The following is a 25,947-nucleotide window of genomic DNA, read 5'->3' as shown; positions in this document are numbered from 1 at the left end:
ATATACGTTTCGAGGTTTGCACTATAGAGCACTAAGAGGCGCTGTTTACCTCCTCCCCTTCAAATACGGCATTACCATGACCCAAGTCATAATCGAGAAGAAATGTTTAGTAGACACCGAACATCAATACCGCCCCATCAGGTAACCGAGAAAACGTACCAGGGCGTTGGGACGGGGCCGACAATCCCATTTATAAATTTCCCCTTGAGGCATTTCTTGCTCGGCGCCATAACCCGTGAGGTCTTTGGCTTGCAGCAGCGCCAGGGAGTAAAGGTGGTCGATGACTTCATCGTCACGCTCTTGCTGGCGCTGCATTCCCAACAGCGCTTTCTTGATAACGGCGTAGTTTCCCGGCGGCTTCCCGGTTTCCTCGAGATGGGTAACGCCCTCATCGCCTATATGGCAAACACCCCACTCGTTAAGTCCGTCTTTCCAAAAAGATATGTCTGAAAAATGCGCGCGCTCCTCTGCCTCACAGAAAAGTACGTCGCGTTTTGCGGAAAGGTAGCGGCGCTCTTTAACCTGAAAGAAGAGCGAGGCACGTTTTCCGCCGTACTCAAAGACAAAAAGCTTTTTTTCAGGCGTGACGATGGCAATCAAGTCGGGATCCTCTGGGTCGTTCGTCTCCTGCGCCACCAGGTCCTTTTTCATTTGCGCAAAATGCGCTGCGTCACACACCAACCATGAAAAATCCATACTCTATGACCTCTTGCCTATATCCTGCACAAAAACCGGAACACCAAAAGCGGTTTGGTCGCTGCAAACAGTCACAACGATGGTCAAACGCACCGTCTTCTATAGCGTGCAACTTTAAGGTGATACGAGCGCTATAGAACGTGTGTCGACGTCTCGTTTGATAGCGGCGATAGCGTTCGAAAGCTGCCTTTTGAAACTTCCCCACTCATCAGTTTTTTTGCCATGAAACATAAGCACACTGCCGCTTTTATCTTCATAGCTCAAAATGGAAGCCGTTATCGGTGTTAAAAATCCAATTTTATCGTAAACAAGCGATAGTGAACGGATGAATATAAAAATGCCGATGATCGCAATCCAAAATGTCGAGGTAAGCCATAGTATTACCGTGGATACCGATAAACAGATCAGCGCCTTCAAGAGCCCTTCCCCGACAAAATGAGGATAACCTCGCCAACGCTCGAATACCGGAGACATCTCGGCCAGCGGGTACTGGTCCTCTACTAAATTTTGCCCTTTTTTCCAGTACAAATAGAAATACTCCTCGTCAAAGGAGTACCGATATATTGCCCTGAACTTCTTCACTTCGATAGACTGATCAATCAAACTGACCTACCTATTTCGGTTATTCATCGCGAGTATAAAACAGAGTGTTCGACCAGTTACCGAAGCCCAGGGCAAGGAAATCGTTATATGATTGCCGGTATGGCGCAAGCTTGAACAGCGAAATAAGCCGGCTCATTACTCCACCAGCACTACGCTCATGAAGTTCTGTCGCCACTGCCTTGCTGGTAACAACGATGTTTTTGACCTCTTCGAGTAAGCGTCGATTCTGGATTTCCGCATTCTCATCATCCATCCAGAAAACCTCGGCGCACTCGAGTAGAAAATAGCGATTTTTGACCGTATCCGAGGCAAGAAACTGACGTGCTTCCTCAATAGCATTGGATACATCCTCTCGCTCAATACGGCTCAGAAACTGTTCGAGATTGGCAAGCCCCCCTTCAAAATCACCCAATAAGGCAATCTTTTCCTCTTTCTCATCAAGCTCCCCGTCGTCCAGCTCTTCCTCAGCGTCTTCAGGGTCGAAAATCATCGAATCACAAACTCGCGGCTGGCTCGAAACCAACAGCTTGAAAAGTAGTGGGATGTCGTAATTCCATTCTGACACGCCCGTGATTGACACTTTTTCATCTTCGCCTGGTATGCCACTGCAGCTATACAAATAAGCGCGATTCGCCATGGTCTCTCTCTGTCATCTGATTATTCTGAAACAAACCCCGTATCAACCAAGTTCATAATGTCAATAACCTATCTTAATATCCATTCGATCATCAATATCATTTAATAATTTTTATCAATTGAAAGATTGCGGGTAAAGCTCGTTTATTAGCCCAAGCTCTCTCTTCCAAGGGATTTGATGGATTGGTCTTAGCGCGGTTAATGCGCTTGCGAGCCGCCCGCGAAAGCTATCGGCGCTAAGTTACTGGAACAACCGAACCTATTTCTGCCAAGAGCCTCTATCCAGGCCTCGGGTGCGCTAATCGCTTACTCGCGCCACATGGCCGTTTCGACTCCAGAAGCGCGCCGCCGCCCTTCTGCTGGCCTTTAGGCGCTTTCCCGATTAGCCTAATCCTTCGAAGTTAAAGGATTACGTATGGATCAAACGACCTCTCGGCGGCGGCTGGCGGGCACGCTCGCCTTGCTTGGGCTTTTTTTGCAGATTATCGGGTTTACGCCCTTCATCACCTCGACCCAGCTTGTGAGTTATCTGCTTTGGGCGGCGGTCATCCTGCTTTGGAAAGACATTCCCAAGCGCTCGCGGGTGCAGGCGGCGGCGCTGATCGGGATTGGCGGGCTGATGCTTTTGGCGGCGCGGTTCCTATACGGCGCTGATGTGGATTGGCCGCACGTGCTGGAAGGTAATGTGTTCGTGGTCGCGATGCTGATCGGGGTGAGCTTTATCTCGCTGGTCGGCCGGCAAGGCAACAAACCCGCGGCGGGTAAGCGACTGACCGGCAGCGGCGGTGTACTGCGCACCTGGCTTGGAGTGCACTTTCTGGGCACGATTTTGAATCTTTCCACCGTATTCATGGTGGGCGATCGTATCGCGCGGCGAAGCCCGCTCACCACACCGCAGTTTCTAGCGCTCAACCGCGGACTCTCGAGCGCTGCTTTATGGTCGCCGTTTTTTGCGTCCATGGGGGTGGTGATCGCACTGGCGCCCGAGGTTCAGTACAGCCACATCGCCCTGGTGGGCTTTCCCATCGCCATGCTGTCCGGGCTAATTACGACGCTGGAGCTTCGCCGCCGCTTCGATTTGAGCGGCGTCGACGGCTTTTCGCTCTCACCGCGTAGTCTCTTCATGCCGCTGGGCATGGCGTTTGGGGTGATGCTCTTTCACTTTTGGCTCACCCCGTCGCTTTCGATCGTGAGTATCATTACCTTTTTACTGCCCGGCGTGGCGCTCGCGGTCAATCTACGCGAAGGCCCCGTCTTCACGGCAAAGCGGATTCGCCAGCACACCTTCAACCGATTGCCCGCCATGCGCGGGGAAATATCCCTGTTTCTGGCCGCCGGGCTTTTGACCGTTGGCCTTTCCACGCTGGTCAACGCCGCGGCGGGGGATGAGTGGACGCTGTTCGAGCGCTTCGCCATCGGCCAGGCGATGATCAGCTATGTCGCGATCTTATTGAGTGCCCTGGCGGGGCTTCATCCGATCATCGGGGTGTCGGTGCTGGCCTCGATACTGAATCTTTCTGCCAGCGAGCAGACGCTGTTCGCCTTTGTCGCCCTGAGTAGTTGGGCGGTGGGCACCAGCGTCGGGCCGCTTTCGGGGATCAATCTTTCGCTGCAGGGGCGCTACGGGGTGAGCGGCTATCAGATGATGCGCGACAACCTGGCCTACGCTGCCATCATGAGCCTGCTCTCGCTGGGCGCGATCGCAGGCATCGGGCAGTTTAGCGCTTGAACCGTCAAAACCCGGTTCGTGAACTCAGGTTTCGATGATCTTGTTGGGGAAGCGGTAGAAGTAGCGATGGCCGCATTCATGGCAGGGCTCCAGCCGCGCAACGCCGCTAAGCATGACCTGGGCGTCGCAATGTACGCAGGCCATGAGGCCAGGGGCTGCCAGCTCGCCTTCGCAGTAGTCGGCCCGGGCCGCCTCTAAATCGTCTTCGAATCGCTCGCGCTCGACCACGCTGCGATCGGCGATGGATAAAAGCGACTCGACCACGCGCCGCGAAACCCCATCGACATCGATACCCAGCCACTGCGCCACCTGTTTGCCGGTATCCGACATGTAGTGGCGCATGTCGCGCAAATCGCGTTCGACCCAGGCGCGCAGAAGCGCCAGTTCGTCCTTGGTGTACTCCTCGAACTCGGCTTCAAAGGCGACGGCGTCGTCCAGATCCCTTTGCAGATTCGTCCAGGTGAGCTCACCGGTACCATCTTTCATACGCTCGAGCAGGCGCTCGTAGCCTTCGCGTAAACGGTGGTCGTTATCTCGTTCCATGGTTACTCTCCTGTTTCAGTACCACGCGGTCCTTGCTTGAAGGGCTATCACCGGCTAACCGTTCAAGGTTACACCAGCATAGGATACAATCGGCACTACTTATCTGACAGCCGCCATTATCATTCATACTGCGCCCTTGTGGGGCGAATTACGCCAAGGCATTGAAAAACCGATGGATGCACACTATAGCCCTCGCGAGATCGAACGTGACGCCCAACAGTACTGGGACAAGAATCAGTGCTTCAAAGCCGTAGAAGACGCCAATCGCGAAAAGTTCTATTGCCTTTCCATGTTCCCCTACCCTAGCGGTAAGCTTCACATGGGTCACGTGCGTAACTACACCATTGGCGATGTGGTTTCGCGTTTTCATCGTATGCAGGGCAAAAACGTCATGCAGCCCATGGGCTGGGACGCCTTCGGCATGCCGGCGGAAAACGCCGCTATTCAAAACCAGGTGCCACCCGGCGAGTGGACCTACCAAAATATCGATTACATGCGCACCCAGCTCAAGGCACTGGGCTTCGCCTACGACTGGAGCCGCGAATTCGCCACCTGCGATACGAGCTATTACCGCTGGGAGCAATGGTTCTTCACCAAACTCGTCGAAAAGGGCCTGGTCTACAAGAAGATGTCCACGGTGAACTGGGACCCGGTGGACCAGACGGTGCTGGCCAACGAGCAGGTCATCGAAGGCCGCGGCTGGCGCTCCGGCGCTTTAGTCGAGCGCAAAGAGATTCCGCTGTGGTTTCTGAAGATCACCGACTACGCCGACGAATTGCTGGCTGATCTGGACAAGGTCGAGTGGCCCGAGCAGGTCAAGACCATGCAGCGCAACTGGATCGGCAAGTCAAAAGGCGTCGAGCTCAGCTTTGATATCGAAGCCGCGGACGGCGCCGCGTGTGAGCCGCTTTCGGTCTACACCACCCGCCCGGATACGCTGATGGGTGTGACCTATGTGGCCGTGGCCGCCGGCCACCCGCTGGCGAAAGAAGCCGCCGCGCATAACCCAGAGCTTGCGGCCTTTTGCGAGGAGTGCGCCAAGGGCGGTACCTCGGAAGCCGAGATGGCCACCAAGGAGAAGCTGGGGATGGCGACCGGCCATAGCGCCGTACATCCGCTTAGCGGTGAGCGCGTGCCGGTGTTCGTTGCCAACTTCGTGCTCATGGAGTTCGGCACCGGCGCGGTCATGGCCGTGCCCGCCCACGACCAGCGCGACTGGGAGTTCGCCACCAAGTACGGTGTCGAGATCAAACCGGTCATTGCCGACGAAAACGGCGAAACACCGGATCTCAGCCAAGCGGCCTTTGTTGAGCACGGCACGCTGATCAACTCAGGTGACTTCGATGGTCTCGAGTTTGAGGCGGCTTTTGATGCCATCGCCGCCAGGCTTTCCGAGCTCGGTCGCGGCGAAACCAAAACCAACTACCGCATTCGCGACTGGGGCGTGGCCCGCCAGCGCTACTGGGGCGCGCCGATTCCGGTGAAGTACGGCCCCGAAGGTCAGACCGTGCCGCTGACCGATGACGAGCTGCCCGTGGAACTTCCCATGGAAGTCACCGTGGACGCCTCGGGCTCACCGCTCAAGAAGATGCCAGCATTTTCCGATCTGGGCGATGGCTGGACCCGCGAAACCGATACCTTTGACACCTTCATGGAGTCCTCCTGGTACTTCGCGCGCTTTTGCTGCGCGGACAACCATGATGCGATGCTCGACGAGCGCGCCAACTACTGGCTGCCGGTGGATCTTTACATCGGCGGGATCGAACACGCCATTTTGCACCTGCTCTACGCCCGCTTCTTCCACAAGCTGATGCGCGATTTCGGCCTGGTCGAATCGGATGAGCCGTTCCAGCAGCTTTTGACCCAAGGCATGGTGATCGCCGAAACCTTTTATCGGCCCATGGATAACGGCGGCAAGCAGTGGTTCAACCCGGCGGATGTGGAAGTGACCCGCGATGAAAAGGGCCGCCCGATCAGCGCCGTGTTGATGAGCGACGGCGAGCCGGTGGAAATGGGCGGCATCGAGAAGATGTCCAAGTCGAAAAACAACGGCGTCGACCCCCAGTCGATGATCGACAAGTTCGGCGCGGACACCGTACGTTTGTTCATGATGTTCGCCGCCCCGCCGGAGCAGTCCCTGGAGTGGTCGGATTCCGGCGTGGAAGGCGCACACCGCTTCTTGAAGCGGCTCTGGCGCCAGGTCAGCGAGCACGTGGACGCCGGTACACCCGAGGCGCTTTCCGTCGAGGCCCTCGACGAGCATCAAAAGACGCTGCGCCGCAAGACCCACGAAACGATCAAGAAAGCCGGGGACGATATCGGTCGTCGGACCACCTTCAACACTGCTATCGCCTCGGTGATGGAGCTTTCCAACGCGGTGGGCAAATTCGACGACACCTCGCCCCAGGGCTTGGCCGTGGCGCGGGAGGCGTTGGAAGCCAGCGTACTGATTTTGGCACCGATCACCCCGCACCTTTGCCACTCGCTTTGGCAAGCGCTTGGCCACCAGGAGCCGGCCATCGAAGCGAGCTGGCCTGCCGTGGACGAGTCGGCGTTGACCCGGGATAGCCTGGAACTGGTGGTACAGGTCAACGGCAAACTGCGCGCGCGCATCGAGGTACCGGCGAGCGCCGACAAGGCCTCCGTGGAGAAACTCGCCATGGAGAACGACAACGTACAGCGCCACCTCGAGGGCCAAACCGTGCGCAAGGTCATCGTGGTACCCGGCAAGCTGGTCAATATCGTGGTGAGCGGATGAGCACGATGAAATTAACGCGCCGGCGCTTGATGGCGCTGGGGGCCGCCGCCGTTACGGCGGCCTCGCTGGCTGGCTGCGGTTTTCAACTGCGGGGGGCGGACTCGCTCCCCACCCTCCCCGCGCTCACGATCGAAGGTGAGACGGCTACTCCGCTTGCCCGGGAGCTCGAAAGCCAGCTTACCCGCATGGGGACCAACGTAACCCCCGGCGCGCCCTGGCGGGTGACCCTGGGCACGCCCAGGGTCGAAAACCGGGCACTGGGAAGCGAAGGGCGCGCCAACCGTGACCACGAGCTAACCATGCGCGTCTCGCTCTCGGTTCAGCAGCGCGACACCAGCGCCTACGCGCTCAACAATGCCGTGGTCGATACCGCAACGCGTATCCGCGTCAATGACGACGACCTCTTGAACCGCGAAACGCTGTTGGATGAAGCGAATCAAACGCTGAATCGTCAGCTCGCCAAGCGCATCATCGAGCGCCTCGCCACGCTAGAGACGCCGCCGTGAAGGTGTTCGCCGACCAACTGCCGGGCCAGCTTGCCAAAAAGCTGCCCCGGGTCGTGATCGTTGCCGGTGAAGAGCCCTTGCAGCACCGCGATGCTTGCGACGCGGTGCGCCAGGCCGCCCGCCAGGCCGGTATCGAGGAGCGCGAAGTGCTCGATGTCGAGCCCAATTTCGCCTGGGGGCGGCTTCTGGAGACGGCGAGCAACCTGTCGCTGTTTGCCACCAACAAGCTTTTGGAACTGCGTTTAGGCAATCAAAAGCTCGGCCAGGAAGGCAGTAAGGCGCTCGCCCAGTACGCCGAGCAGATGGACGCCAGCGACGATGTCCTCTTGATCAGCATGGGCAAGCTCGACGCCAAGCAGCAAAAAAGCGCCTGGTTCAAGAGCCTGGATAAACACGGGCTGTTCGTGCCGGTATGGCCGGTGGATGCTTCGCGGCTGGGTTACTGGCTACGCGACCGCGCCGGGCTCTACGGCGTGCAGGTCGATTTGGACGCGGCCAGGCTTCTGGGCGAGCGTACCGAGGGTAATCTGCTCGCCGCCGACCAGGAGCTTCAAAAACTTGCGCTGATTCACCCCCAGGGCACGCGGCTCAACGTCGAAAGTATTTCTGTGGGCGTCGAGGACAGCTCGCGCTTTGACGTGTTCAACCTGGCGGACGCCTGCTTGAAAGGCGAGCCCCAGCGGGTCTCGAAAATCGTCTCCGGGCTCAAAAGCGAAGGGGTCGAGGCGCCCATCGTGCTTTGGGCGCTGACCCGCGAGCTGCGTACGCTCTTGTCGCTGCATCAACATCTCGATCAGGGCCAGAGCTTCGAACACGCCTGCAAGACCCAAAAGCCGATGATTTTCGATAAGCGTCGCCCGGCGTACCAAAAGGCGATCAGCCGCCTGCCGATGAAGCGGCTGCACAAGCTATTGCTCATGGCGCAGCGCCTGGATCTGTCGGTCAAGGGCGCGTCGAGCGTGCCGCTCTGGCCCGGCCTGCACGATTTGGCGATGACGATGTCCGGCGCGAAAGGTATACTGACCGAAACCGCATGGACCTACCGAATTGGCGTATAGCCCGTTAGCAAAGGCTTGAATGGCCGCCCTGACGGTGGTTTCGGCGACTCATTACCTATTACTCATTACCTACTTAAAAAGCGCTCTGCGCATTTGTCCAAGGATGAAGACGATGAAAACCCTGCGTGCCTCCCTTTCCGCTCTGTTGATTCTGGCGCTGGTCGTTACCAGCCTGCCGGTGATGGCATCGAGCAACAGTGCCTCGACCGGTATGATTTCGACTCAGTCGATGCTCGCCAGCGACCAGGCCGGTAGTGATCGTCAGCGTATCAACGACCTGCTGGCCCGCGCCGATGTTCAGCAAGCACTTGTCGGCCAGGGCGTCGACCCGAGCGACGTTCAGGCACGCGTGGCCGCCCTGAGCGACAGCGAAGCCCAGCAAATGGCCGAGCGCCTGGACGAGCTACCCGCCGGCGCCAGCGGCGTGGTCGGCACCCTCTTTGCCGTGTTCATCATCCTGCTGATTACCGATATTCTCGGTCTGACCGACGTTTATCCGTTTACGCGCTAATCGCACCGATGCGCCCTCTTCTTCACTACGCCCGCCTTGCGGGCGTTTTCATGCTCGCACTTTGGCTTTGCGGCTGCGCGCGCAGCCCGGTTCTACTCGAAAGCACCTATCAAAGCATTGCCCCCCAGGCCGAGCTTTCGAGCGTGCCCTTCTTCGCACAAAGCGAGTACCAGTGCGGCCCGGCAAGTCTTGCCATGGTGCTCGCGTACCAGGGCAAAGACGTCAGCCTGGAGGAGCTCATTCCCCAGGTGTACGTGCCGGGGCGCGAAGGCAGCCTGCAGCCGGAAATGCTGGCTACGGTTCGCCGCCATGAGCTGATCGCCTACCCGATCCGCCCCACCATGGACGCACTACTTGCCCACCTGGCGGCCGGCGAGCCGGTGGTGGTGATGCAAAACCTGTCACTGCCGATCTACCCGCTTTGGCACTACGCGGTGGCGATCGGCTATGACCTGCCCGAGCAGCGCTTGATTCTAAGAAGCGGTGAAATCGAGCGACACACGATGGCGTTTAGCCGCTTCGATGCGACCTGGGCGCGCAGCGAGCGCTGGGGGTTCGTGGTCAAGGCGCCGGGGGAGCTTGCCGCCAACGTATCGGCGCGCGGCGCGGTGGAGGCCATTAGTGCTTACGAGGCGCTACACGGCCCGGTTGCCGCCCTCAGCAGTTGGCAGGCCCTCGTCGAGCGCCACCCCGCCAACGCGCTTGGCCAGTTCGCCCTCGGTAATGCGCTCTTTGCCAATCAGGAGCCGGCCGCCGCACAGCGCGCTTTTGAGGCGGCGACGCAAAGCGACCCTAACCTGGGCGCGGCCTGGCTCAACCTGGGCCTGCTGCGGGCCAACCAGGGCGATTCAGAGGCCTCGCGCCAAGCGCTAAGCCGGGCCGCGGCCCTCGAAGGGCCTTGGCAAAGCCGTGCCGAGGCGCTATTGGGCGATTGATCGACAGGCATCAAAAAAGGGCCCGTTGGGCCCTTTTTTACATTTCATGCACCTAACCTAAATCCTAGAAAACGCGGTTCAAACCATTTTGCGCCGCTACACGGTAGGCCTCGGCCATGGTCGGGTAGTTGAACGTGGTGCTCACGAAGTAGCGCAGCGTATTGGCCTCGCCCTTTTGCTGCATGATGGCCTGGCCGATATGCAGAATTTCCGACGCCTGGTCGCCAAAGCAGTGGATGCCGAGAATCTCCAGCGTGTCTTGATGGAAAAGAATTTTTAGCATGCCCACCGTATCGCCGGTAATTTGCGCCCGGGCGGTATCCTTGAAAAACGCCTTGCCCACCTCGTAAGGCACTTTTGCCTCGGTCAGCTCGCGCTCGTTAGGGCCAAAAGAGCTGATCTCGGGAATCGTGTAGATACCGGTCGGGATATCGGTCACGAACCGGTAGTCCTTGTCCAGCAGCTCGTTGCAGGAATTAAGGCCCTGATCGTAAGCGGCGCTGGCCAGGCTCGGCCAACCGATGACGTCTCCCGCCGCGTAAATATGGGGAAGTTCGGTGCGGTAGTGGTCGTCCACGCTTAGCTGGCCACGGCCGTTGGCCTTCAGGCCGATATTCTCGAGTCCCAGGGTATCGGTATTGCCGGTGCGGCCGTTTGCCCACAAAAAGGCGTCGGCGCGAATCTTCTTGCCGGATTTCAAGTAGACGACCACGCCGGACTCGTCGCCCTCTACCCGGTCGTACTCTTCGTTATGGCGGATCAATACGCCGTGCTTGCGCAGATGGTAGGAGAGCGCGTCGCTGATCTCGTCATCGAGAAACGACAATAGACTGTCGCGGCTATTGACCAAATCGACCTTGATGCCCAGCCCGGAGAAAATCGAGGCATACTCGCAGCCGATAACGCCGGCGCCAAATATCACCATCGTGCGCGGGGTGTGCGCCATGCTCAAAATCGTATCGGAGCAGTAGATACGCGGGTGACGGAAGTCGATATCGCCGGGGCGATAGGGGCGAGACCCGGTCGCAATGACGACTCTTTTAGCCACCAGCTCCTCGACGCCTTCCTGGCGGTCACGGACCAGCAGCGTGTGCTCATCCTTGAAATGGGCGGTGCCGTGAAACAGGTCGATACGGTTACGCGCGTAAAAGGTCGTACGCATCTCGACCTGCTGGTCGATGGTATCGCGGGAGCGCTCCATGACCCGGGGATAGGAGAACATCCGGGGCTCGCCGATATCGCGAAACATGCGGTTGGTATTGAACGCCAGGATCTGCTTGACCTGGTGGCGCAGCGCCTTGGAGGGAATCGTACCCCAGTGGGTGCAGTTGCCGCCCACCTGGGGTTGCTTTTCGATGATAGCTACGCGCTGCTCGTTCTTGGCCGCGTTGATGGCCGCGCTCTCGCCGGCCGGGCCCGTACCAATCACTACGACATCGTAATTATGAACCGCCATACCGTCTGCGTCTCCTCGATCCCATGATCGCGCGTACGAAACGTACGCGCGCTTACCTCACTTACACCGTCGCTGGCGTGGCGCTTAACGGCGGGTAGCGTTGTAGCCGAGATCCGCACCCCGGCTTTCATCGCTTACCCGGCGCGCGCCGCCCCGCTTGCGGTTCTCTTCTTCGCATACCTTGTCTTTACCACCGCAGATATCGCAGCCTTCTTTCATGCCGATCTGATTGAGCCCGCCGCAGGAACCGGCGATCGGCTTGCGCCCCATCAAGACACCTACCGCCATGGCGGTCATGATGAGCGCCATGAAACCCAAAACCAGTAACCAAATAGCCATATAAGCCTCCTCTGACGTTGTCTTTCTCGGGACAGTAATAGGCCCTGAAAGTGCCGTCATTCGGGTTAACACACCCGCTTTGATGGGTGTACTGCGTCATTATACCCTGGAGCGGGCGATATAATCAGGCAGTACGGCCATGGGGTAAAACGAACGGGGCTAGCATCAAGCTAGCCCCGCTGAGCGTGGGATAAACCCTTAACCGCCGAAGTCATCCAGCATGATGTTTTCAGGCTCGACGCCCATATCCAACAACAGCTTGATAACGGAGGCGTTCATCATGGGCGGACCGCACATGTAGTACTCGCAATCCTCCGGCGCCGGGTGATCCTTCAAGTACTCTTCATAGAGCACGTTATGGATAAAGCCGGTCGCCCCCTCCCAGTTATCTTCCGGGAGCGGGTCGGAAAGCGCCAGGTGCCACTCGAAGTTCGGAAACTCTTCGGCCAGCTGATCGTAATCTTCGTTGTAGAACGTCTCGCGCCAGGAGCGCGCACCGTACCAGAACGAGATCTTGCGATCGGTTTTCAAACGCTTGAGCTGATCGAAAATGTGGCTGCGCATCGGCGCCATGCCCGCACCACCGCCGACGAAGATCATCTCGGCATCGGTATCCTTGGCGAAGAACTCACCAAACGGCCCCATTACGTCGACCTTGTCGCCCTCTTTCAAGCTGAAGACGTAGGTCGACATTAAGCCCGGCGGATGGTCGGATTTGGGCGGCGGCGTGGCGATACGGATGTTGAACTTGAGAAGCCCCTTCTCTTCCGGGTAGTTCGCCATGGAGTAAGCGCGTATCACTTCTTCGTTGTTCTTGTGGGAAACGTCGAACAAGTTGAAGGTTTCCCAATCACCGCGGTACTCCTCTTCGATATCGAAGTCCGAGAACTTGATATCGTAGGGCGGTGCGACGAGCTGCACGTAGCCACCCGCGCGGAAGGCCACTTCTTCGCCTTCGGGAAGCTTGAGGTTGAGCTCCTTGATGAAGGTCGCGACGTTGGGGTTGGCGGTGACCTCGCACTCCCATTTCTTGACGCCGAATACCTCTTCAGGCACTTCGATCTTCATGTCCTGCTTGACGGGTACCTGGCAAGAAAGGCGCCAGCCTTCCTTTTTCTCGCGCATGGTGAAGTGCGACTCTTCGGTCGGCAGAATCGAGCCGCCGCCCTCTTCTACGCGGCATTTACACTGTGCGCAGGAGCCGCCGCCACCACAGGCGGAGGAAAGGAAAATACCGTTGGCCGCCAGGGTGTTCAGAAGCTTGCCGCCGGCCTGGGTGGTCAGGGTGTTCTCGGGGTCGTCATTGACTTCGATCGTCACGTCCCCGCTACTCACGAGCTTGCTGCGCGCTGCCAGAATGATCGCCGTCAAACTAATGACGATGACCGTGAACATGACAACACCGAGCAAGATGACAGATGTATCAACCATGTCGGTTTCCTATTGCTGAGGGTTTTCTACCTCGGCGGCGAACCGCCGCCGAGAAAACCGGCCGATTAAAGCTGAATGCCCGAAAAGGACATAAAGCCCAGAGACATCAAGCCAACGGTGATGAACGTGATGCCAAGGCCCTGCAAGCCACCCGGTACGTCGCTGTACTTTAGCTTCTCGCGGATACCGGCCAGGGCGGCAATCGCCAGCGCCCAGCCCGTACCGGCACCAAAGCCATACACCACGGCTTCGCCAAAGTTGTAGTTACGCTCCACCATGAACAGTACGCCACCCAGGATCGCGCAGTTAACGGTAATCAGCGGCAGGAAAACGCCCAGCGCGTTGTAAAGCGACGGCACGTACTTATCGAGGAACATTTCCATGATCTGCACGAGTGCCGCAATAACGCCGATGTAAGAAAGCAGACCCAAAAACGATAGATCGATGTTTTCAGCACCATCGATCCCCGTCCAGGTCAGCGCACCTTCCTGCAGCAGATAGGTGTACACCAGGTTGTTCACCGGCACCGTGACGGTGAGTACCACGATGACCGCGATACCCAAGCCGATGGCCGAAGAAACCTTTTTGGACACCGCCAAAAACGTACACATGCCCAAAAAGAAGGCCAGCGCCATGTTCTCGACAAAGACCGAAGCAACGAAAAGGCTTAAATAGTGTTCCATGTTACACGGCCTCCTTCGGCTTGGTGTTTTCCTTCATCTTGAACTCGTTCTCCTCGACCTGCTCCGGGTTGAGCGAGCGCAGCACCCAGATCAAAAGGCCGATGATGAAGAACGCGGAAGGCGGCAGCAGCAGCAAGCCGTTGGTAATGTACCAGCCGCCATCCTGAACGGTCGGCAAAATGGTGTAACCGAACAAGCTGCCCGCACCGAGAAGTTCGCGGAAGAAACCCACGACCAGCAGTACGAAACCGTAGCCCAAACCGTTACCGACACCGTCCAGAAACGACATGCCCGGCGAGTTGGACATGGCGAAGCCTTCGGCGCGGCCCATGACGATACAGTTGGTGATGATCAAGCCAACGAAAACCGACAGCTGCTTGGACATTTCGTAGGCGTAGGCTTTCAGAATCTGATCCACCACGATAACCAACGAGGCGATGATGGTCATCTGCACGATGATACGAATCGCCGAGGGAATGTGGTTACGTATCAATGATACGAACAGATTCGAAAACGATGTTACGAAGATAACCGCCAGCGCCATGACCAGCGATACACCCATGCTGGTGGTTACCGCCAGCGCCGAACAGATCCCCAGAATTTGTAGCGCAATGGGGTTATTCTGGAATATGGGCGCGGTCAACACGCCCTTTGCATTTACATCCGCCATGATCAAGCCCCCTCAACGTCGTTGAAGTCGGTGTCGGTGTCTGCGGCGTCTTCCGGCTCGGTGTCACCCCGGAACTTGGCCAGGTACGGCCCAAAGCCTTCCTCGCTGAGCCAGAACTGGAGCATATTGGTAACGCCGTTACTGGTAAGCGTGGCACCGGAAAGTGCATCCACCTCGTACTCGCTGCTGGCGCCGCCCTTGGTCAGGTGAATCGCCGGTGAGAGGTCGCCCTCTTCATCGTAGATCTCTTTACCTTCCCACTGAGCCTGCCAGCGCGGGTTGTTCACTTCGCCACCCAGCCCAGGCGTTTCGCTGTGCTCGTAGTAGGTGATACTGACAATGGTATTGCCGTCACCTTCTACCGCCAGAAAGCCGCGCATACGGCCCCAAAGACCCTGTCCGCGAATCGGCAGAACGATCTGTTCCGGGTCTTCCGGGTCGCCTACCAGGTAGACGGTCGAGTAGTTCTCGACACGGGACAGACCCGCGATGTCGCGATCGCCAGACAGCGTACGACCGGTCGCCGGGTCCCGCGCCGCTTCGAAGCCATCGTACTCGTCCGCATCGAACTCATCGGTATAGTCGCCGGTTTCAAGCTCGACGACGCGACCGGTGATCTGCTCGCTGAACGCCTGCTCGACATCCATGCCGGGCTCATAGAGCCTGGCCACGTTCAGAATATTGGTCTTGCGGTCGAGCTCCTGGTTGAGCTGCTGCGCAGGGCGCAGCGCCACGGCCGCGGTAGAGACAATCACCGAGCAAACGATACATAGCGAGAACGCTACGATCAGAATTTTCTTGATGGAGTTGTTACCTTGTGCCATTAGGCAGTCTCCTCGGCCGGTGCGCCGATACGCTTGGTACGGCGTTTGATATTGGCCTGGACGAAGAAGTAGTCAATCAAGGGCGCAAACAGGTTCGCGAACAGTATCGCCAGCATGATGCCTTCCGGGAAAGCCGGGTTCACCACGCGGATCAATACGGTCATCACACCGATCAATGCACCAAAGACCAGACGCCCCTGGTTGGTCATCGACGCGGATACCGGGTCGGTGGCCATGAACACCATACCGAAGGCAAAGCCGCCGATCACCAGGTGCCAGTACCAGGGCATCGCAAACATCGGGTTGGTCTCGGAGCCGATCAGATTGAACAGCGCACTGGTCGCCACCATACCCAGGAAGACCCCGAGCATGATCCGCCAGGAAGCGATACGCGTCCAAAGCAGCACCGCCGCGCCCACCAGTATAGCAAGCGTCGACACTTCACCCACCGAGCCTGGCACGAAACCGAAGAAAGCATCCGTCCAGCTAAAGGTGTTGGCGAGTGTATCCATGCCGTCCTGGAAAGCGACGGACAGCGCCGTTGCGCCGGTGTAGCCATCCGCGGCCACCCAGACGGCGTCGCCGGAGATTTGCGCCGGGTAGGCAAAGTACAAAAACGCCCGGCCGGTCAGCGCCGGATTCAGGAAGTTCTTGCCGGTACCCCCGAAGATCTCTTTACCGATCACTACACCGAAGGTAATGCCCAATGCCACCTGCCAAAGCGGAATGGTCGCCGGCAGGATCAGCGCATAGAGCACCGAGGTTACGAAGAAGCCTTCATTGACCTCGTGGCCCCGCTTGATGGCGAACAGCACTTCCCAGAACCCGCCCACGGCGAAGGTGACCAGGTAGATCGGCAGGAAGTACACCGCGCCGAGCGCGAAGTTGGACCACAGGCTACCGGGGTCGTGACCCGCTGACATCAGCAAAAACAGCGTTTCACGCCAGCCTTCGAGGGCCGCGTAGCCCGAATCGACCGCCACGTTGGTCTGCCAGCCGGCGTTCCACATGCCAAAGAACATCGCCGGGAAGGTGCAAAGCCATACGGTGATCATCATCCGCTTGAGATCGATACCGTCGCGAATGTGGGCAGTGGTTTTGGCAACGCTGGGGGGCGAGTAAAAGATCGTGTCGACCGCCTCGTAGAGCGGGTAGAACTTCTCGTATTTGCCGCCCTTGTGGAAGTGCGGCTCGAGCGTGTCGAGCGTTTGTCGAATACCCATATCAGGCCTCTTTCTCGATCATGGTGAGATTGTCACGCAGGATGGGGCCGTACTCGTACTTGCCAGGACAAGCGTAGGTGCAAAGCGCTAGATCTTCTTCATCCAGCTCCAGGCACCCCAGGTCCATGGCAGACTCGATATCTCCCACGATCAGCGAACGCAGTAGCTGCGTCGGCATCACATCCAGCGGCATAACCCGCTCATAGTTGCCCACCGGCACCATCGCCCGCTCGGAGCCATTAGTGGAGGTGGTCGGCGCAAAGTTATTCAATCCCTTGAACCCGGAAAGGTAGATACCCATGACCGAATGGCGGTTTTTCCCCGGCGAGAGCCAGCCCAGGAAGGTGCGCTTGTTACCCTCTTCCAACAGGCTGACCTGGTTGTGAAAGCGGCCAAGATAGGTCAGTTTGCCTTCGGCGGAAAAGCCTGAAAACACCGAACCGGAAATGACGCGGGTGCCGTGCGGCTCGATCACTTCGCCCTCGAAGAGCTCGTCGGTGCTGGCGCCAATGCGGGTACGCAGCAGGCGCGGCTTCTCGGCCCGCGGGCCGCCGAGTGCGACGATACGCGTGACGTCGAGCTTGCCTTCCACGAATAGCTTGCCGAAAGCGATCACGTCCTGATAGCCGATATGCCACACGCTTTTATGCAGGGCGACCGGCGAAAGGTAGTGAATATGCGTGCCGACCAGCCCCGCCGGGTGCGGCCCCTTGAAGCTTTCGCTCTTGACGCCGCTGACATCCCCACCGGGGATAGAGGCATTTTCACCCGTGCACAGAAAAACGTTGCCCTCGGTCAGGCGGGTTAGCACCTTGAGGCCGTCTTCGAATGCCTGGGAATTTTCGTTGATGATCTGAGCAGGGTCAGCGCTGAGCGGATGGGTATCCACGGCGGTGACGAAGATATCGGAAGGCGTGCTATCCAGCGCCGGTGTGCGCGAGAAGGGCCGGGTCCGCAGCGCGGTCCAAAGGCCGGTCTCCACCAACTGGTCGACGACCATCTGACGGTCAAGCGTTGCCAATGCGTCGCGCTCGTGAGAGGCAAACGCCATGGCTTCTTCATTCTCATCGACTTTAATGACGACGGAAAGTAAACGTCGTTTTTCGCCACGGTTAATAGCGACTACCTCACCGCCGGCCGGCGCTGTAAAACGCACGCCTTCCGTTTTCTTGTCGGTGAAAAGTAGCTGGCCCAGTTTGACCTTGTCCCCTTCCTGAACTTCCATGGTTGGCTTCATGCCAACGTAGTCAGTCCCCAGAATTGCCACATGGCGCACAGGCCGCGCATCGTCGATACGCGCCTCAGGCGCTCCCGTGATGGGAAGATCCAGGCCTTTTTTGACTTCGATCATAGTCTCGCCCAGTTGATGGATCGGATATACGAAGGTAGGGGTTCGAATGCTTATTTTCTGCTGGATGAATTGTTATTTGCTCTGCAGATTGTTACCAGTCAGGCCCAAGCACGCTTGAACCACCCCGAAAAATCTACCGTATTATAAAGATAAGCGCGGCCAATGACCACAACCCCGACCGTCTCCTAAAGTGCTATATACATATACTTTTCGCTTTATTTAACGACATAAAAAAACGCCACCTTGCGGTGGCGTTGGCTGAACGAGGCGTCGAGTGCCCGCGAAACGCGCCTTCAGGCGCTTGGCAGCTTCAAAAACGCAACGTTAGACATGTGCTGCAAAATGCGAATCACTTGGCAGCTGTAGCCGAACTCGTTGTCGTACCACAGGTAGACCACCGCGTGGTGACCATTGGCAATCGTTGCCTTGGCATCGACGATGCCCGCATGGCGGTTGCCGACGAAATCCGAGGAGACCACTTCCGGCGAATCCACGAAGTCGATCTGTTTTTGGTAGCGGGAATCGATCGACATGCGGCGCAGGTAGTCATTGAGCGCGGCGACGTCGGTCTCTTTTTCCAGCGTCAGATTCAAGATCGCCATCGAGACGTTGGGGGTCGGCACGCGAATGGCGTTGCCGGTCAGCTTGCCGTCGAGCTCCGGCAGCGCCTTGGTCACCGCCTTGGCCGCGCCGGTTTCCGTCAGCACCATATTGAGCGCCGCACTTCGCCCGCGCCGGTCGCCCTTATGGTAGTTGTCGATCAGGTTTTGATCGTTGGTGTAGGCGTGCACGGTTTCGACGTGGCCGGTCTTGACGCCATACTCGTCGTTAAGTGCCTTGAGTACAGGGACGATCGCGTTGGTGGTACACGACGCCGCCGAGACGATACGATCGTTTTCACCGATTGCCTCGTGATTGATGCCATAAACGATATTTTTGATATCGCCTTTGCCCGGCGCGGTCAAAAGCGCCTTCGCCGCCCCCTTGCACTCGAGATGCTGGCCAAGGCCGGCTTCGTCGCGCCAGATACCGGTGTTATCCACTACCACGGCGTTATGGATGCCGTAGTGGGTGTAGTCGACCTCACTGGGCGAGTCGGCGTAGATGACCTGCACCACGTTGCCGTTGACCGTGAGCGTGCGCGCCTCGGTGTCGATGGAGATCGAGCCATCGAAGGGGCCATGAACCGAGTCGCGGCGTAGAAGGCTTGCGCGTTTCTCCAGGTCCTTGGCGATATCGCCACGCCCGCGCACCACGATAGCGCGTAGCCGCAACAGATTGCCGCCACCGGCTTTTTCCACCAGCACGCGGGCCAGCAGGCGGCCGATACGCCCAAAACCATAAAGCACCACGTCCTTGGGCTCACCGGTGCTTGCGCCCGGCTCATAGCCGTCGATGATCTCGCCAAGCTCGCGTTTTAGAAAACCGTCGAGATCATCGCCGCCCTGATGTTTGAAGGCGACCGCGAGTTTGCCGATATCCACGTGCGCCGGGGCCAGGTTCAACGTGGCCATCGCTTTCACGATCGGAAAGGTGTCCCGGACCGAAAGCTCGGTGCCTTCGATTTTGCGCACGAAACGGTGATCTTTCAGAATGCGGATGACCGAGCGTTTGATCAGCGAGCGCCCGAACATGGTGGCCACCACGTTGTTCTGACGATAAAGCACACCGACCAGCGGAATCATCTGCTCGGCAAGCGCTTCGTCGCCTTGCCACTGTTGAAAAACGTTCTCGAGCGTTGACTGACTCACGTGCGGCCCCTTTGCATGGTTTTACTTGATGGATGGAAAACATGGTGCGAGGTAATCTGCGCGTATTATCCGGGGGTTACGATAAGGCCGCAATCAAAGGATAGTCGCACGCCGTGTAGGGGTATTACACAAATGCCCATTTGACTACACGCGCAAAACAGGGTTGGGCACAGCTCTCTAACTGGTGCGGCGGATGGTGTATGATTGCTCCTTTGTTCAAGCGCAAGATACTCTGACTATGCCCTCTTTTTCTCTGCTCGACCCACCCAGCCCCCAAGGGGCACGCGACACGCTCTATCTGACGGCGCCGCCGGGCAGTGCGACGGCGCTTGCGCTTGCCCAAATAGCCAATGCGGCCCCCTTACTGGTGGTGACCCCCAGTACGGCCAGCGCCCAGCGCCTGGAACAGGACCTGGCGTTTTATAGCCAGGTGCCGGTACTGCCTTTTCCCGACTGGGAAACGCTGCCCTACGACAGCTTCTCGCCGCACCAGGATATCGTCTCCGCCCGTTTGCGCACGCTCAAGTTACTCCAGGACGGCGTCAAGGGCATCGTGCTGGTACCGATCAATACGCTCATGCAGCGCCTGCCGCCGGTGGATTACATCGCCGGACGCGTCATGACCCTCGAGGCCGGCACGACGCTTGAGCGCGAAAGCTTTCGCGAATCGCTCTCCCGTGCCGGTTACCGGGCGGTCGAAACGGTGTACGAACCCGGCGAATACGCCATGCGCGGTGCGCTGATCGACCTGTTTGCCATGGGCATGGATGAGCCGATTCGTATCGACCTGTTCGACGACGAGATCGACACCCTGCGCCACTTCGATCCGGCCAATCAGCGCTCCACCGACAAAGTCGACAAAATCGAGCTGCTGCCCGCTCACGAATATTCGCTAAGCCGCAGCGCCATCGCCTGCTTTCGCGAGCAGTTCGAAACGCTGTTCGACGTCGACCCGCGCCAGTGCGCGCTTTATAACGATGCGCTCAAGGCGATCCCCTCGCCGGGGCTCGAGCAGTATTTGCCGCTGTTTTTCGACGAGACGGCCTCGCTTTTCGAACACGTCACCCCCGACACACGGGTCGCACTACTGCCTGGTGTGTTCGAGGCCGCCGAGCAACATTGGCGCTCGATCGAGTCGCGCTTTGAAAACCTGGGGGTCGACCCGACTCGGCCACTATTGCCGCCCCACCGCGCCTTCATCCCGGTCAACGAGATATTCTCGGCGATCAAAGAGCGCCCGCGCCTGGAACTGGTTAGCGAAGAAGACGCCAACCGCCATGCGCACACCCCCAAGGCGCACGAGCTGCCTACGCTTGCCGTCAACGCCCGGGCGAAAGAGCCATTCGCCAGCCTGCTGGAGTTTCTCGAGCAGCACCCGGACACCCGCGTACTGTTCGTGGCAGAGTCCCGCGGACGCCGCGAGGCGCTCGAGGAATTGCTGGCACCGCTTCATTTGAAACTGCCCCACGTAGAGAGCTTCAGCGCCTTTTTGCAGGGCGGCGAGCGCGCGGCGATTACCGAAAGTCAGGTCGGTAGCGGCCTTTGGCTGACCGAGCCCAACGTGGCGGTGATCAGCGAAACCGAACTCTTCGGCGACGTGGTACGTCAAAGCCGCCGCCAGGAGAAAGCCACCGACGACAACGAGCTGGCGGTGCGCCATCTCTCCGAGCTCAAGGAAGGCGCGCCGGTGGTCCACCAGGCCCACGGTGTAGGCCGCTACCTGGGGCTCGAGGCGCTGGAAGCCGGCGGCCAGGCCAACGAGTTTTTGGCACTCGAATATGACGGCGGGGCCAAGCTCTACGTGCCGGTGGATAGCCTGCACCTCATTTCGCGCTATAACGGCGCCGACGACGAGCACGCGCCACTTCACAAGCTCGGCTCGGACCAGTGGGAGAAAGCGCGGCGCAAGGCCGCCGAGAAAATTCGCGATACCGCCGCCGAGCTTCTGGATATCTACGCTCGCCGCGAAGCCCAGCAGGGCACGGTGTACGAAACGCCGGACGAAGAATATAGCCGCTTTGCGGCCAGCTTCCCTTTCGAGGAAACACCGGATCAGAAAAACGCCATCGAAGCGGTGATCGGCGACATGATTTCGCCACAGCCGATGGACCGCGTCGTGTGCGGCGATGTCGGCTTTGGCAAGACCGAAGTCGCGATGCGCGCGGCGTTTTTGGCGGTGCAGTCCGGCCGCCAGGTCGTGGTGCTGGTGCCCACCACCCTGCTCGCCCGCCAGCACTTCGAGAACTTTCGCGACCGCTTCGCCGACACCGCGGTCAATATCAGCCTGATTTCGCGCTTTACCGGCGGCAAGGAGATGACCAAAACCCTCGAAAGCATCAAGGAGGGGCAATCGGATATCGTCATCGGCACGCACAAGCTGCTCTCCAAGAGCGTCGAGCTACCCAAAATGGGCCTTCTGATCATCGACGAGGAGCACCGCTTCGGCGTGGCGCAAAAGGAGAAGCTCAAAACCCTGCGCGCCGAGATCGACATTTTGACGCTTACCGCCACGCCGATTCCCCGCACACTCAATATGGCGATGAGCGGCATTCGCGATCTTTCGATCATCGCCACGCCCCCGGCCCGGCGGCTATCGGTCAAGACCTTCGTTCAACAGCGCAACGAAAGCCTGATCAAGGAAGCGCTCCTGCGCGAGATTCTGCGCGGCGGCCAGGTTTACGTTTTGCACAACGAAGTCAAAACCATCGAAAATACCGCCGAGCAAATCCGCGAGCTCGTCCCCGAGGCCCGCGTAGGCGTGGCCCACGGCCAACTGCCGGAAAGAAGCCTCGAGCGGGTCATGTCGGATTTTTACCACCGGCGCTTCAACGTACTGGTCTGCTCGACGATCATCGAAACCGGGATCGACGTGCCCAGCGCCAACACGATTTTGATCGAGCGGGCGGACAAGTTCGGCCTGGCCCAGCTTCACCAGTTGCGCGGGCGCGTGGGGCGTAGCCACCACCAGGCCTACGCGTACCTACTGACCCCGCCGCCCAAGGCAATGACCCGCGATGCGGTCAAACGCCTGGAAGCCATCAGCGCCTCGGACGATTTGGGCGCCGGCTTCACGCTTGCCAGCCACGACATGGAAATCCGCGGGGCCGGCGAGCTTTTGGGCGACGAACAAAGCGGGCAGATGGAGACGATCGGCTATTCGCTCTATATGGAAATGCTCGACCGGGCGGTGAAGGCCATTCGGGCCGGTAAAACGCCCAATATCGATGCACCGTTCAATAGTGGTCTCGAAATCAGCCTGAACCTACCCGCTTTGATCCCCAACGACTATATTCATGATGTACAGCAGCGCCTGGTGATGTATAAGCGCATTGCCAATACGCAAAGTGACAGCGAGCTCAAGGAACTTCAGGTAGAACTCATCGACCGCTTTGGCCTGCTGCCGGATGCGCTCAAAAACCTGATACGCCAAACCCAATTGCGCCACCGAGCCGAGCCCCTGGGGATCGCGCGTATCGAAGCCGGTGAAAGCCGCGGACGCGTACTCTTTACCCACGACACCCAGGTCGACCCGCTGACGCTGGTAAAACTGATTCAGACCTCGCCGGAACGCTACCGTTTGGACGGATCGGACACGTTAAGGTTTGAATTCGAAATGGAAAAAATCGAGCAGCGTTTTGAAGCCGTTGAAAACCTGCTGGGGCTTCTCAATCAAAAAGTAGCGGCGGCGTAACGCTTGGGGCAAACTAGACCTAAGCCGTATATACCAACGGATTGGTTCGCATCGAAACCCGACCTCGCGGTGGAACAACTCATCAGGAACGACCATGACGACACGACGTACTTATAAACTTTGGGGCCCCACCAGCCTGGCGGTACTGTTAGCTGCCAGCCTGAACGGCCCGGTCCTTGCTCAGCAGACCGACGATCAGGCCCCCATTGCCACACCGACGCTTGAAAGCGACGCGCTTGCCAGCGCAGACCAGGTGGCGGCACAGCGCGAACTACCCCGCGGGCATTTTCGCTTGCCGGAAGAAGGCGACATCGTTGGCCAGTACTACACCGTAACGGTGCAGGACCCGGAAGAGACGCTGCTCGATATCGCCAGACGCCATAATATCGGCTACGAAGAGATTCGCATGGCCAACCCGGACGTAAGTCTCTGGGTACCCGGCGAAGGCACCGAAGTGATCATTCCCGCCCAGTACATTCTTCCCCCGGCCCCGCGGGAAGGCGTCGTGGTGAACCTTTCGGAACTGCGCCTTTACTACTACCCGGCGGATAACCCGGGCGTCGTCGAAACCTATCCGGTCAGCGTAGGCCGCGAAGAGTTCGCAACGCCGGTGGGCATGACGCGTACCACGGTGAAGGTAAAAGACCCGGCCTGGTCGCCGCCCTCTTCCATGCGGGCCGAAGCCGCCGCGCGTGGCGAGCCCGCGCCGTCGGTCGTACCGGCAGGCCCGGACAACCCGCTTGGCCGTCACGCCATTTTGTTGGCCATGCCTAGCTACCTGATTCACGGCACCAACCGCCCGGAAGGCGTCGGTATGCGCGCCAGCCGCGGCTGCATTCGCATGTACCCGGAAGATATCGAGTCGCTTTACGAGCGCGTACCCAGCGGTACCCAGGTCAACCTGATGGACGCACCGTTCAAGGCAGGCTGGGGCGCCGATGGCACGCTGTTCGTGCAGTCTTACCCGCAGCTTGAAGAGAACGTGGGTGATTTCGAGCCGCTTTTGAACGCCATCGAGCGCGTCGAGTCGCTCACCGAGGACGACGTCCAGGTCGACTATGCCCAGGTCAAGCGCGCGGTCGAGTCCCCCAACGGGCGCTTCGTCGCGCTGTATGGCCCGCAGGCGCCGGCACCGGAAGCCGAATCCCCCGCCGAGCAGGCACCTTCCCAGCGCAGCGGGCTGTTCGAGGAAGTAGAGCTTAGCGCCATCAGTGAGCGCGACAGCGACGCTTAATCGCACGCGATAAAGGCAAGCCTGGCCGCTCGAGGCCCAAAGAGGCTATCGCTTTGACGAGCGGTAGCCTTTTTCGTACCCGCTCGGTCGACACCAGGCGCCAAACGGCAGGCAATAAAAAACCCCGCACGAGGCGGGGTTTTTTTACATCTTACGCAGACCGCTGAGCCTAAAAGCTGCTCAGTGGTCCATGCAGAATTACTTCTGCATGGAGCGCTGGAACTGACGGCTCATTTCTTCACGGTTCTGCTCGGTCATCTGCAGGGCAGCTTGCGCGTCGCGCTGAGCCTGGTTAGCAGTGTTCAGAGCTTGTGAAGCCATGCTGCGAGCTTCTGCAGCGTCAGCCTGGGCGGACTCGGCAGTCATGCGAACTTCTTCCAGAGCGCTGGTAGAGGCACAACCAGCCAGAACGGCCAGAGAAGCAGCAGCAGCGGTCATTTTCAGAGCAGTCTTAAGAGTCATAATGTTCTCCTTGAGTCTTCCTTGGGTACTACGTTGAAGGTATGACAAAAAATAAGGCTAGAAGGTAAGCTTAATTTTGTCTACCTGCGATGCAGGTTCATTTCGGTGACTGGCGCCAATAACTTATGTCATGTTGCCGAAGTCAAACGCTGTTTTATATTAGTCCACAACGCTTGTCTATAGCCACCTCTTTAAAACCTCGAACTTCCTTAGGGACTACGCCCATACTAGCGGATCACGACGCGGGTGCCAACATCTACGAGCGACGCAATGCGCTCAATTTGCTCGTTGTTTACTGCAATGCACCCTTGGGTCCAGTGAAACCGCCCGTGAATCTGTGGGTCGGACGACCCGATACCGTGTATCCCGATAGCCCCACCAAGCGCGGTGTTCTGCGGTGGGTAGCCGTAGCGGCGGTATTCATCGAAATAGGCCTCGTAATCGGCCTGGGAGTAGATACCCTGCTCCAGCGCCATGCGAGCATGGGGGGGCGTAGGATAATCGATTCCGATGAAGATGCGCCAGCGGCTTTCGTAATTAAAACGATAAACCCGGAACTCGCCCAGTGGCGTGGTGCTGTCGCCCCGCACGCGCTGGGTTCGCGCGCCGCCGGTCCCCCGCGAGATCGGCGTAAAACGCTCGATCAGGGCGCTTCCGCGAAAAATGCTCAGCACCCCCTCTTTATCGTCGATCAGCACCCAGAGCTCGGTACTGTGGCGCGGCACCGCCGCCCGATTCAAAAGCGTCTCGACGATGTCGCTTGAGGGAAGAGTGCTGGCAGGCGCGGAGACGTTAGCGCTGGCCACGGCAGGCAAGCCCATGGCAAGTGCTAAAAAGCGGCGGCGGTTTACAGACAT

General features: G+C 58.6%; 23 protein-coding genes. 8 read left to right on the top strand and 15 right to left on the bottom strand.

All coding sequences use genetic code 11. The annotated features are described in order from the left end of the window. Positions 1–123: 123 nt before the first annotated feature. The 3 genes from ACWHVV_RS07760 to ACWHVV_RS07750 all read right to left on the bottom strand — a co-directional run bounded on the left by ACWHVV_RS07760 (position 124) and on the right by ACWHVV_RS07750 (position 1,936). Positions 124–696: a hypothetical protein gene (locus tag ACWHVV_RS07760; protein ID WP_447928819.1), complete on the bottom strand. Its 573-nt coding sequence runs from the start codon at positions 694–696 to the stop codon at positions 124–126. A 114-nt stretch (positions 697–810) separates the two neighbouring features. Next, positions 811–1,299, bottom strand: a complete 489-nt coding sequence (locus ACWHVV_RS07755; protein WP_447928818.1) for a hypothetical protein — start codon at positions 1,297–1,299, stop codon at positions 811–813. 19 nt (positions 1,300–1,318) lie between these two features. Beyond that, positions 1,319–1,936: a DUF7822 domain-containing protein gene (locus ACWHVV_RS07750; RefSeq protein ID WP_447928817.1), complete on the bottom strand. Its 618-nt coding sequence runs from the start codon at positions 1,934–1,936 to the stop codon at positions 1,319–1,321. Positions 1,937–2,350: 414 nt separating this feature from the next. On the opposite strand from ACWHVV_RS07750, the gene ACWHVV_RS07745 reads away from it, so the two are divergent. Next, a complete protein-coding gene (locus ACWHVV_RS07745; protein ID WP_447928816.1) occupies positions 2,351–3,664 on the top strand; it encodes a hypothetical protein in 1,314 nt (437 codons plus the stop codon). Positions 3,665–3,688: 24 nt separating this feature from the next. On the opposite strand, the gene ACWHVV_RS07740 is transcribed toward ACWHVV_RS07745, so the two are convergent. After that, complete coding sequence (locus ACWHVV_RS07740; RefSeq protein WP_447528541.1) at positions 3,689–4,207, bottom strand: zinc ribbon-containing protein; 519 nt, start codon at positions 4,205–4,207, stop codon at positions 3,689–3,691. Positions 4,208–4,379: 172 nt separating this feature from the next. Between ACWHVV_RS07740 and leuS the strand changes: the two genes are divergently transcribed. The 5 genes from leuS to ACWHVV_RS07715 all read left to right on the top strand — a co-directional run bounded on the left by leuS (position 4,380) and on the right by ACWHVV_RS07715 (position 9,975). Continuing rightward, positions 4,380–6,965, top strand: coding sequence for a leucine--tRNA ligase (gene leuS / locus ACWHVV_RS07735; RefSeq protein WP_447928815.1), 2,586 nt, complete (start codon positions 4,380–4,382; stop codon positions 6,963–6,965). Positions 6,966–6,970: 5 nt separating this feature from the next. After that, positions 6,971–7,471 (top strand): LPS-assembly lipoprotein LptE, encoded by a 501-nt coding sequence (locus ACWHVV_RS07730; RefSeq protein ID WP_447928814.1) that lies wholly within the window; start codon positions 6,971–6,973, stop codon positions 7,469–7,471. Then, the gene (holA, locus tag ACWHVV_RS07725) at positions 7,468–8,529 is read left to right on the top strand and encodes a DNA polymerase III subunit delta (RefSeq protein WP_447928813.1); all 1,062 of its coding nucleotides are present in this window, start codon (positions 7,468–7,470) and stop codon (positions 8,527–8,529) included. Before ACWHVV_RS07730 ends, holA begins: the two co-directional genes overlap by 4 nt. 112 nt (positions 8,530–8,641) lie before the next feature. Then, positions 8,642–9,040, top strand: a complete 399-nt coding sequence (locus ACWHVV_RS07720; RefSeq protein WP_447928812.1) for a PA2779 family protein — start codon at positions 8,642–8,644, stop codon at positions 9,038–9,040. A gap of 8 nt (positions 9,041–9,048) precedes the next feature. Beyond that, positions 9,049–9,975: a PA2778 family cysteine peptidase gene (locus tag ACWHVV_RS07715; RefSeq protein WP_447928811.1), complete on the top strand. Its 927-nt coding sequence runs from the start codon at positions 9,049–9,051 to the stop codon at positions 9,973–9,975. 64 nt (positions 9,976–10,039) lie between these two features. On the opposite strand, the gene sthA is transcribed toward ACWHVV_RS07715, so the two are convergent. From sthA to ACWHVV_RS07670, 9 genes are all read right to left on the bottom strand, one after another. Then, positions 10,040–11,431, bottom strand: a complete 1,392-nt coding sequence (gene sthA, locus ACWHVV_RS07710) for a Si-specific NAD(P)(+) transhydrogenase (RefSeq protein WP_447928810.1) — start codon at positions 11,429–11,431, stop codon at positions 10,040–10,042. A gap of 84 nt (positions 11,432–11,515) precedes the next feature. Then, entirely contained in the window at positions 11,516–11,770 is a 255-nt protein-coding gene (nqrM, locus tag ACWHVV_RS07705; RefSeq protein ID WP_447928809.1) for a (Na+)-NQR maturation NqrM, read from the bottom strand. Between the two features lie 198 nt (positions 11,771–11,968). Further along, on the bottom strand, positions 11,969–13,201 hold the full coding sequence (gene nqrF, locus ACWHVV_RS07700; RefSeq protein WP_447928808.1) for an NADH:ubiquinone reductase (Na(+)-transporting) subunit F: 1,233 nt from the start codon (positions 13,199–13,201) through the stop codon (positions 11,969–11,971). A 65-nt stretch (positions 13,202–13,266) separates the two neighbouring features. Next, a complete protein-coding gene (gene nqrE / locus ACWHVV_RS07695; protein ID WP_447528532.1) occupies positions 13,267–13,884 on the bottom strand; it encodes an NADH:ubiquinone reductase (Na(+)-transporting) subunit E in 618 nt (205 codons plus the stop codon). A 1-nt stretch (position 13,885) separates the two neighbouring features. Further along, entirely contained in the window at positions 13,886–14,554 is a 669-nt protein-coding gene (locus ACWHVV_RS07690) for an NADH:ubiquinone reductase (Na(+)-transporting) subunit D (RefSeq protein ID WP_447895806.1), read from the bottom strand. A 2-nt stretch (positions 14,555–14,556) separates the two neighbouring features. Beyond that, positions 14,557–15,378: a Na(+)-translocating NADH-quinone reductase subunit C gene (locus ACWHVV_RS07685; RefSeq protein WP_447928807.1), complete on the bottom strand. Its 822-nt coding sequence runs from the start codon at positions 15,376–15,378 to the stop codon at positions 14,557–14,559. Further along, entirely contained in the window at positions 15,378–16,601 is a 1,224-nt protein-coding gene (locus tag ACWHVV_RS07680) for an NADH:ubiquinone reductase (Na(+)-transporting) subunit B (RefSeq protein WP_447928806.1), read from the bottom strand. Before ACWHVV_RS07680 ends, ACWHVV_RS07685 begins: the two co-directional genes overlap by 1 nt. A 1-nt stretch (position 16,602) precedes the next feature. Then, positions 16,603–17,952, bottom strand: a complete 1,350-nt coding sequence (locus ACWHVV_RS07675; RefSeq protein WP_447928805.1) for a Na(+)-translocating NADH-quinone reductase subunit A — start codon at positions 17,950–17,952, stop codon at positions 16,603–16,605. Positions 17,953–18,245: 293 nt separating this feature from the next. Further along, positions 18,246–19,703: a glyceraldehyde-3-phosphate dehydrogenase gene (locus tag ACWHVV_RS07670; protein ID WP_447928804.1), complete on the bottom strand. Its 1,458-nt coding sequence runs from the start codon at positions 19,701–19,703 to the stop codon at positions 18,246–18,248. Between the two features lie 238 nt (positions 19,704–19,941). Here ACWHVV_RS07670 and mfd point away from each other — a divergent pair, with 238 nt between their 5' ends. Further along, positions 19,942–23,394: a transcription-repair coupling factor gene (mfd, locus tag ACWHVV_RS07665; RefSeq protein ID WP_447928803.1), complete on the top strand. Its 3,453-nt coding sequence runs from the start codon at positions 19,942–19,944 to the stop codon at positions 23,392–23,394. Positions 23,395–23,488: 94 nt separating this feature from the next. Further along, positions 23,489–24,628 (top strand): L,D-transpeptidase family protein, encoded by a 1,140-nt coding sequence (locus tag ACWHVV_RS07660; protein ID WP_447928802.1) that lies wholly within the window; start codon positions 23,489–23,491, stop codon positions 24,626–24,628. Between the two features lie 198 nt (positions 24,629–24,826). Here ACWHVV_RS07660 and ACWHVV_RS07655 read toward each other — a convergent pair whose 3' ends face one another. Together ACWHVV_RS07655 and ACWHVV_RS07650 are read right to left on the bottom strand one after the other, a co-directional pair. Then, on the bottom strand, positions 24,827–25,090 hold the full coding sequence (locus ACWHVV_RS07655) for an Lpp/OprI family alanine-zipper lipoprotein (protein WP_447528524.1): 264 nt from the start codon (positions 25,088–25,090) through the stop codon (positions 24,827–24,829). A 227-nt stretch (positions 25,091–25,317) separates the two neighbouring features. Further along, entirely contained in the window at positions 25,318–25,947 is a 630-nt protein-coding gene (locus tag ACWHVV_RS07650) for a L,D-transpeptidase family protein (RefSeq protein ID WP_447928801.1), read from the bottom strand.

It is taken from the genome of Vreelandella sp. EE27, from assembly GCF_968206495.1.
Note: the sequence above shows the minus strand (reverse complement) of the source record. Positions and strands in the feature narration are given on the sequence as shown.

What these genes read in the sequence shown, in the direction of transcription:
- ACWHVV_RS07685 (WP_447928807.1), bottom strand. Translation starts at nt 15,378, where the DNA reads ATGGCACAAGGTAACAACTCCATCAAGAAAATTCTGATCGTAGCGTTC.
- ACWHVV_RS07650 (WP_447928801.1), bottom strand. Translation starts at nt 25,947, where the DNA reads ATGTCTGTAAACCGCCGCCGCTTTTTAGCACTTGCCATGGGCTTGCCT.
- nqrF (WP_447928808.1), bottom strand. Translation starts at nt 13,201, where the DNA reads ATGGTTGATACATCTGTCATCTTGCTCGGTGTTGTCATGTTCACGGTC.
- ACWHVV_RS07655 (WP_447528524.1), bottom strand. Translation starts at nt 25,090, where the DNA reads ATGACTCTTAAGACTGCTCTGAAAATGACCGCTGCTGCTGCTTCTCTG.
- ACWHVV_RS07750 (WP_447928817.1), bottom strand. Translation starts at nt 1,936, where the DNA reads ATGGCGAATCGCGCTTATTTGTATAGCTGCAGTGGCATACCAGGCGAA.
- ACWHVV_RS07760 (WP_447928819.1), bottom strand. Translation starts at nt 696, where the DNA reads ATGGATTTTTCATGGTTGGTGTGTGACGCAGCGCATTTTGCGCAAATG.
- leuS (WP_447928815.1), top strand. Translation starts at nt 4,380, where the DNA reads ATGGATGCACACTATAGCCCTCGCGAGATCGAACGTGACGCCCAACAG.
- ACWHVV_RS07660 (WP_447928802.1), top strand. Translation starts at nt 23,489, where the DNA reads ATGACGACACGACGTACTTATAAACTTTGGGGCCCCACCAGCCTGGCG.
- ACWHVV_RS07740 (WP_447528541.1), bottom strand. Translation starts at nt 4,207, where the DNA reads ATGGAACGAGATAACGACCACCGTTTACGCGAAGGCTACGAGCGCCTG.
- sthA (WP_447928810.1), bottom strand. Translation starts at nt 11,431, where the DNA reads ATGGCGGTTCATAATTACGATGTCGTAGTGATTGGTACGGGCCCGGCC.
- ACWHVV_RS07675 (WP_447928805.1), bottom strand. Translation starts at nt 17,952, where the DNA reads ATGATCGAAGTCAAAAAAGGCCTGGATCTTCCCATCACGGGAGCGCCT.
- ACWHVV_RS07715 (WP_447928811.1), top strand. Translation starts at nt 9,049, where the DNA reads ATGCGCCCTCTTCTTCACTACGCCCGCCTTGCGGGCGTTTTCATGCTC.
- ACWHVV_RS07720 (WP_447928812.1), top strand. Translation starts at nt 8,642, where the DNA reads ATGAAAACCCTGCGTGCCTCCCTTTCCGCTCTGTTGATTCTGGCGCTG.
- nqrE (WP_447528532.1), bottom strand. Translation starts at nt 13,884, where the DNA reads ATGGAACACTATTTAAGCCTTTTCGTTGCTTCGGTCTTTGTCGAGAAC.
- nqrM (WP_447928809.1), bottom strand. Translation starts at nt 11,770, where the DNA reads ATGGCTATTTGGTTACTGGTTTTGGGTTTCATGGCGCTCATCATGACC.
- ACWHVV_RS07730 (WP_447928814.1), top strand. Translation starts at nt 6,971, where the DNA reads ATGAAATTAACGCGCCGGCGCTTGATGGCGCTGGGGGCCGCCGCCGTT.
- ACWHVV_RS07745 (WP_447928816.1), top strand. Translation starts at nt 2,351, where the DNA reads ATGGATCAAACGACCTCTCGGCGGCGGCTGGCGGGCACGCTCGCCTTG.
- ACWHVV_RS07690 (WP_447895806.1), bottom strand. Translation starts at nt 14,554, where the DNA reads ATGGCGGATGTAAATGCAAAGGGCGTGTTGACCGCGCCCATATTCCAG.
- ACWHVV_RS07680 (WP_447928806.1), bottom strand. Translation starts at nt 16,601, where the DNA reads ATGGGTATTCGACAAACGCTCGACACGCTCGAGCCGCACTTCCACAAG.
- mfd (WP_447928803.1), top strand. Translation starts at nt 19,942, where the DNA reads ATGCCCTCTTTTTCTCTGCTCGACCCACCCAGCCCCCAAGGGGCACGC.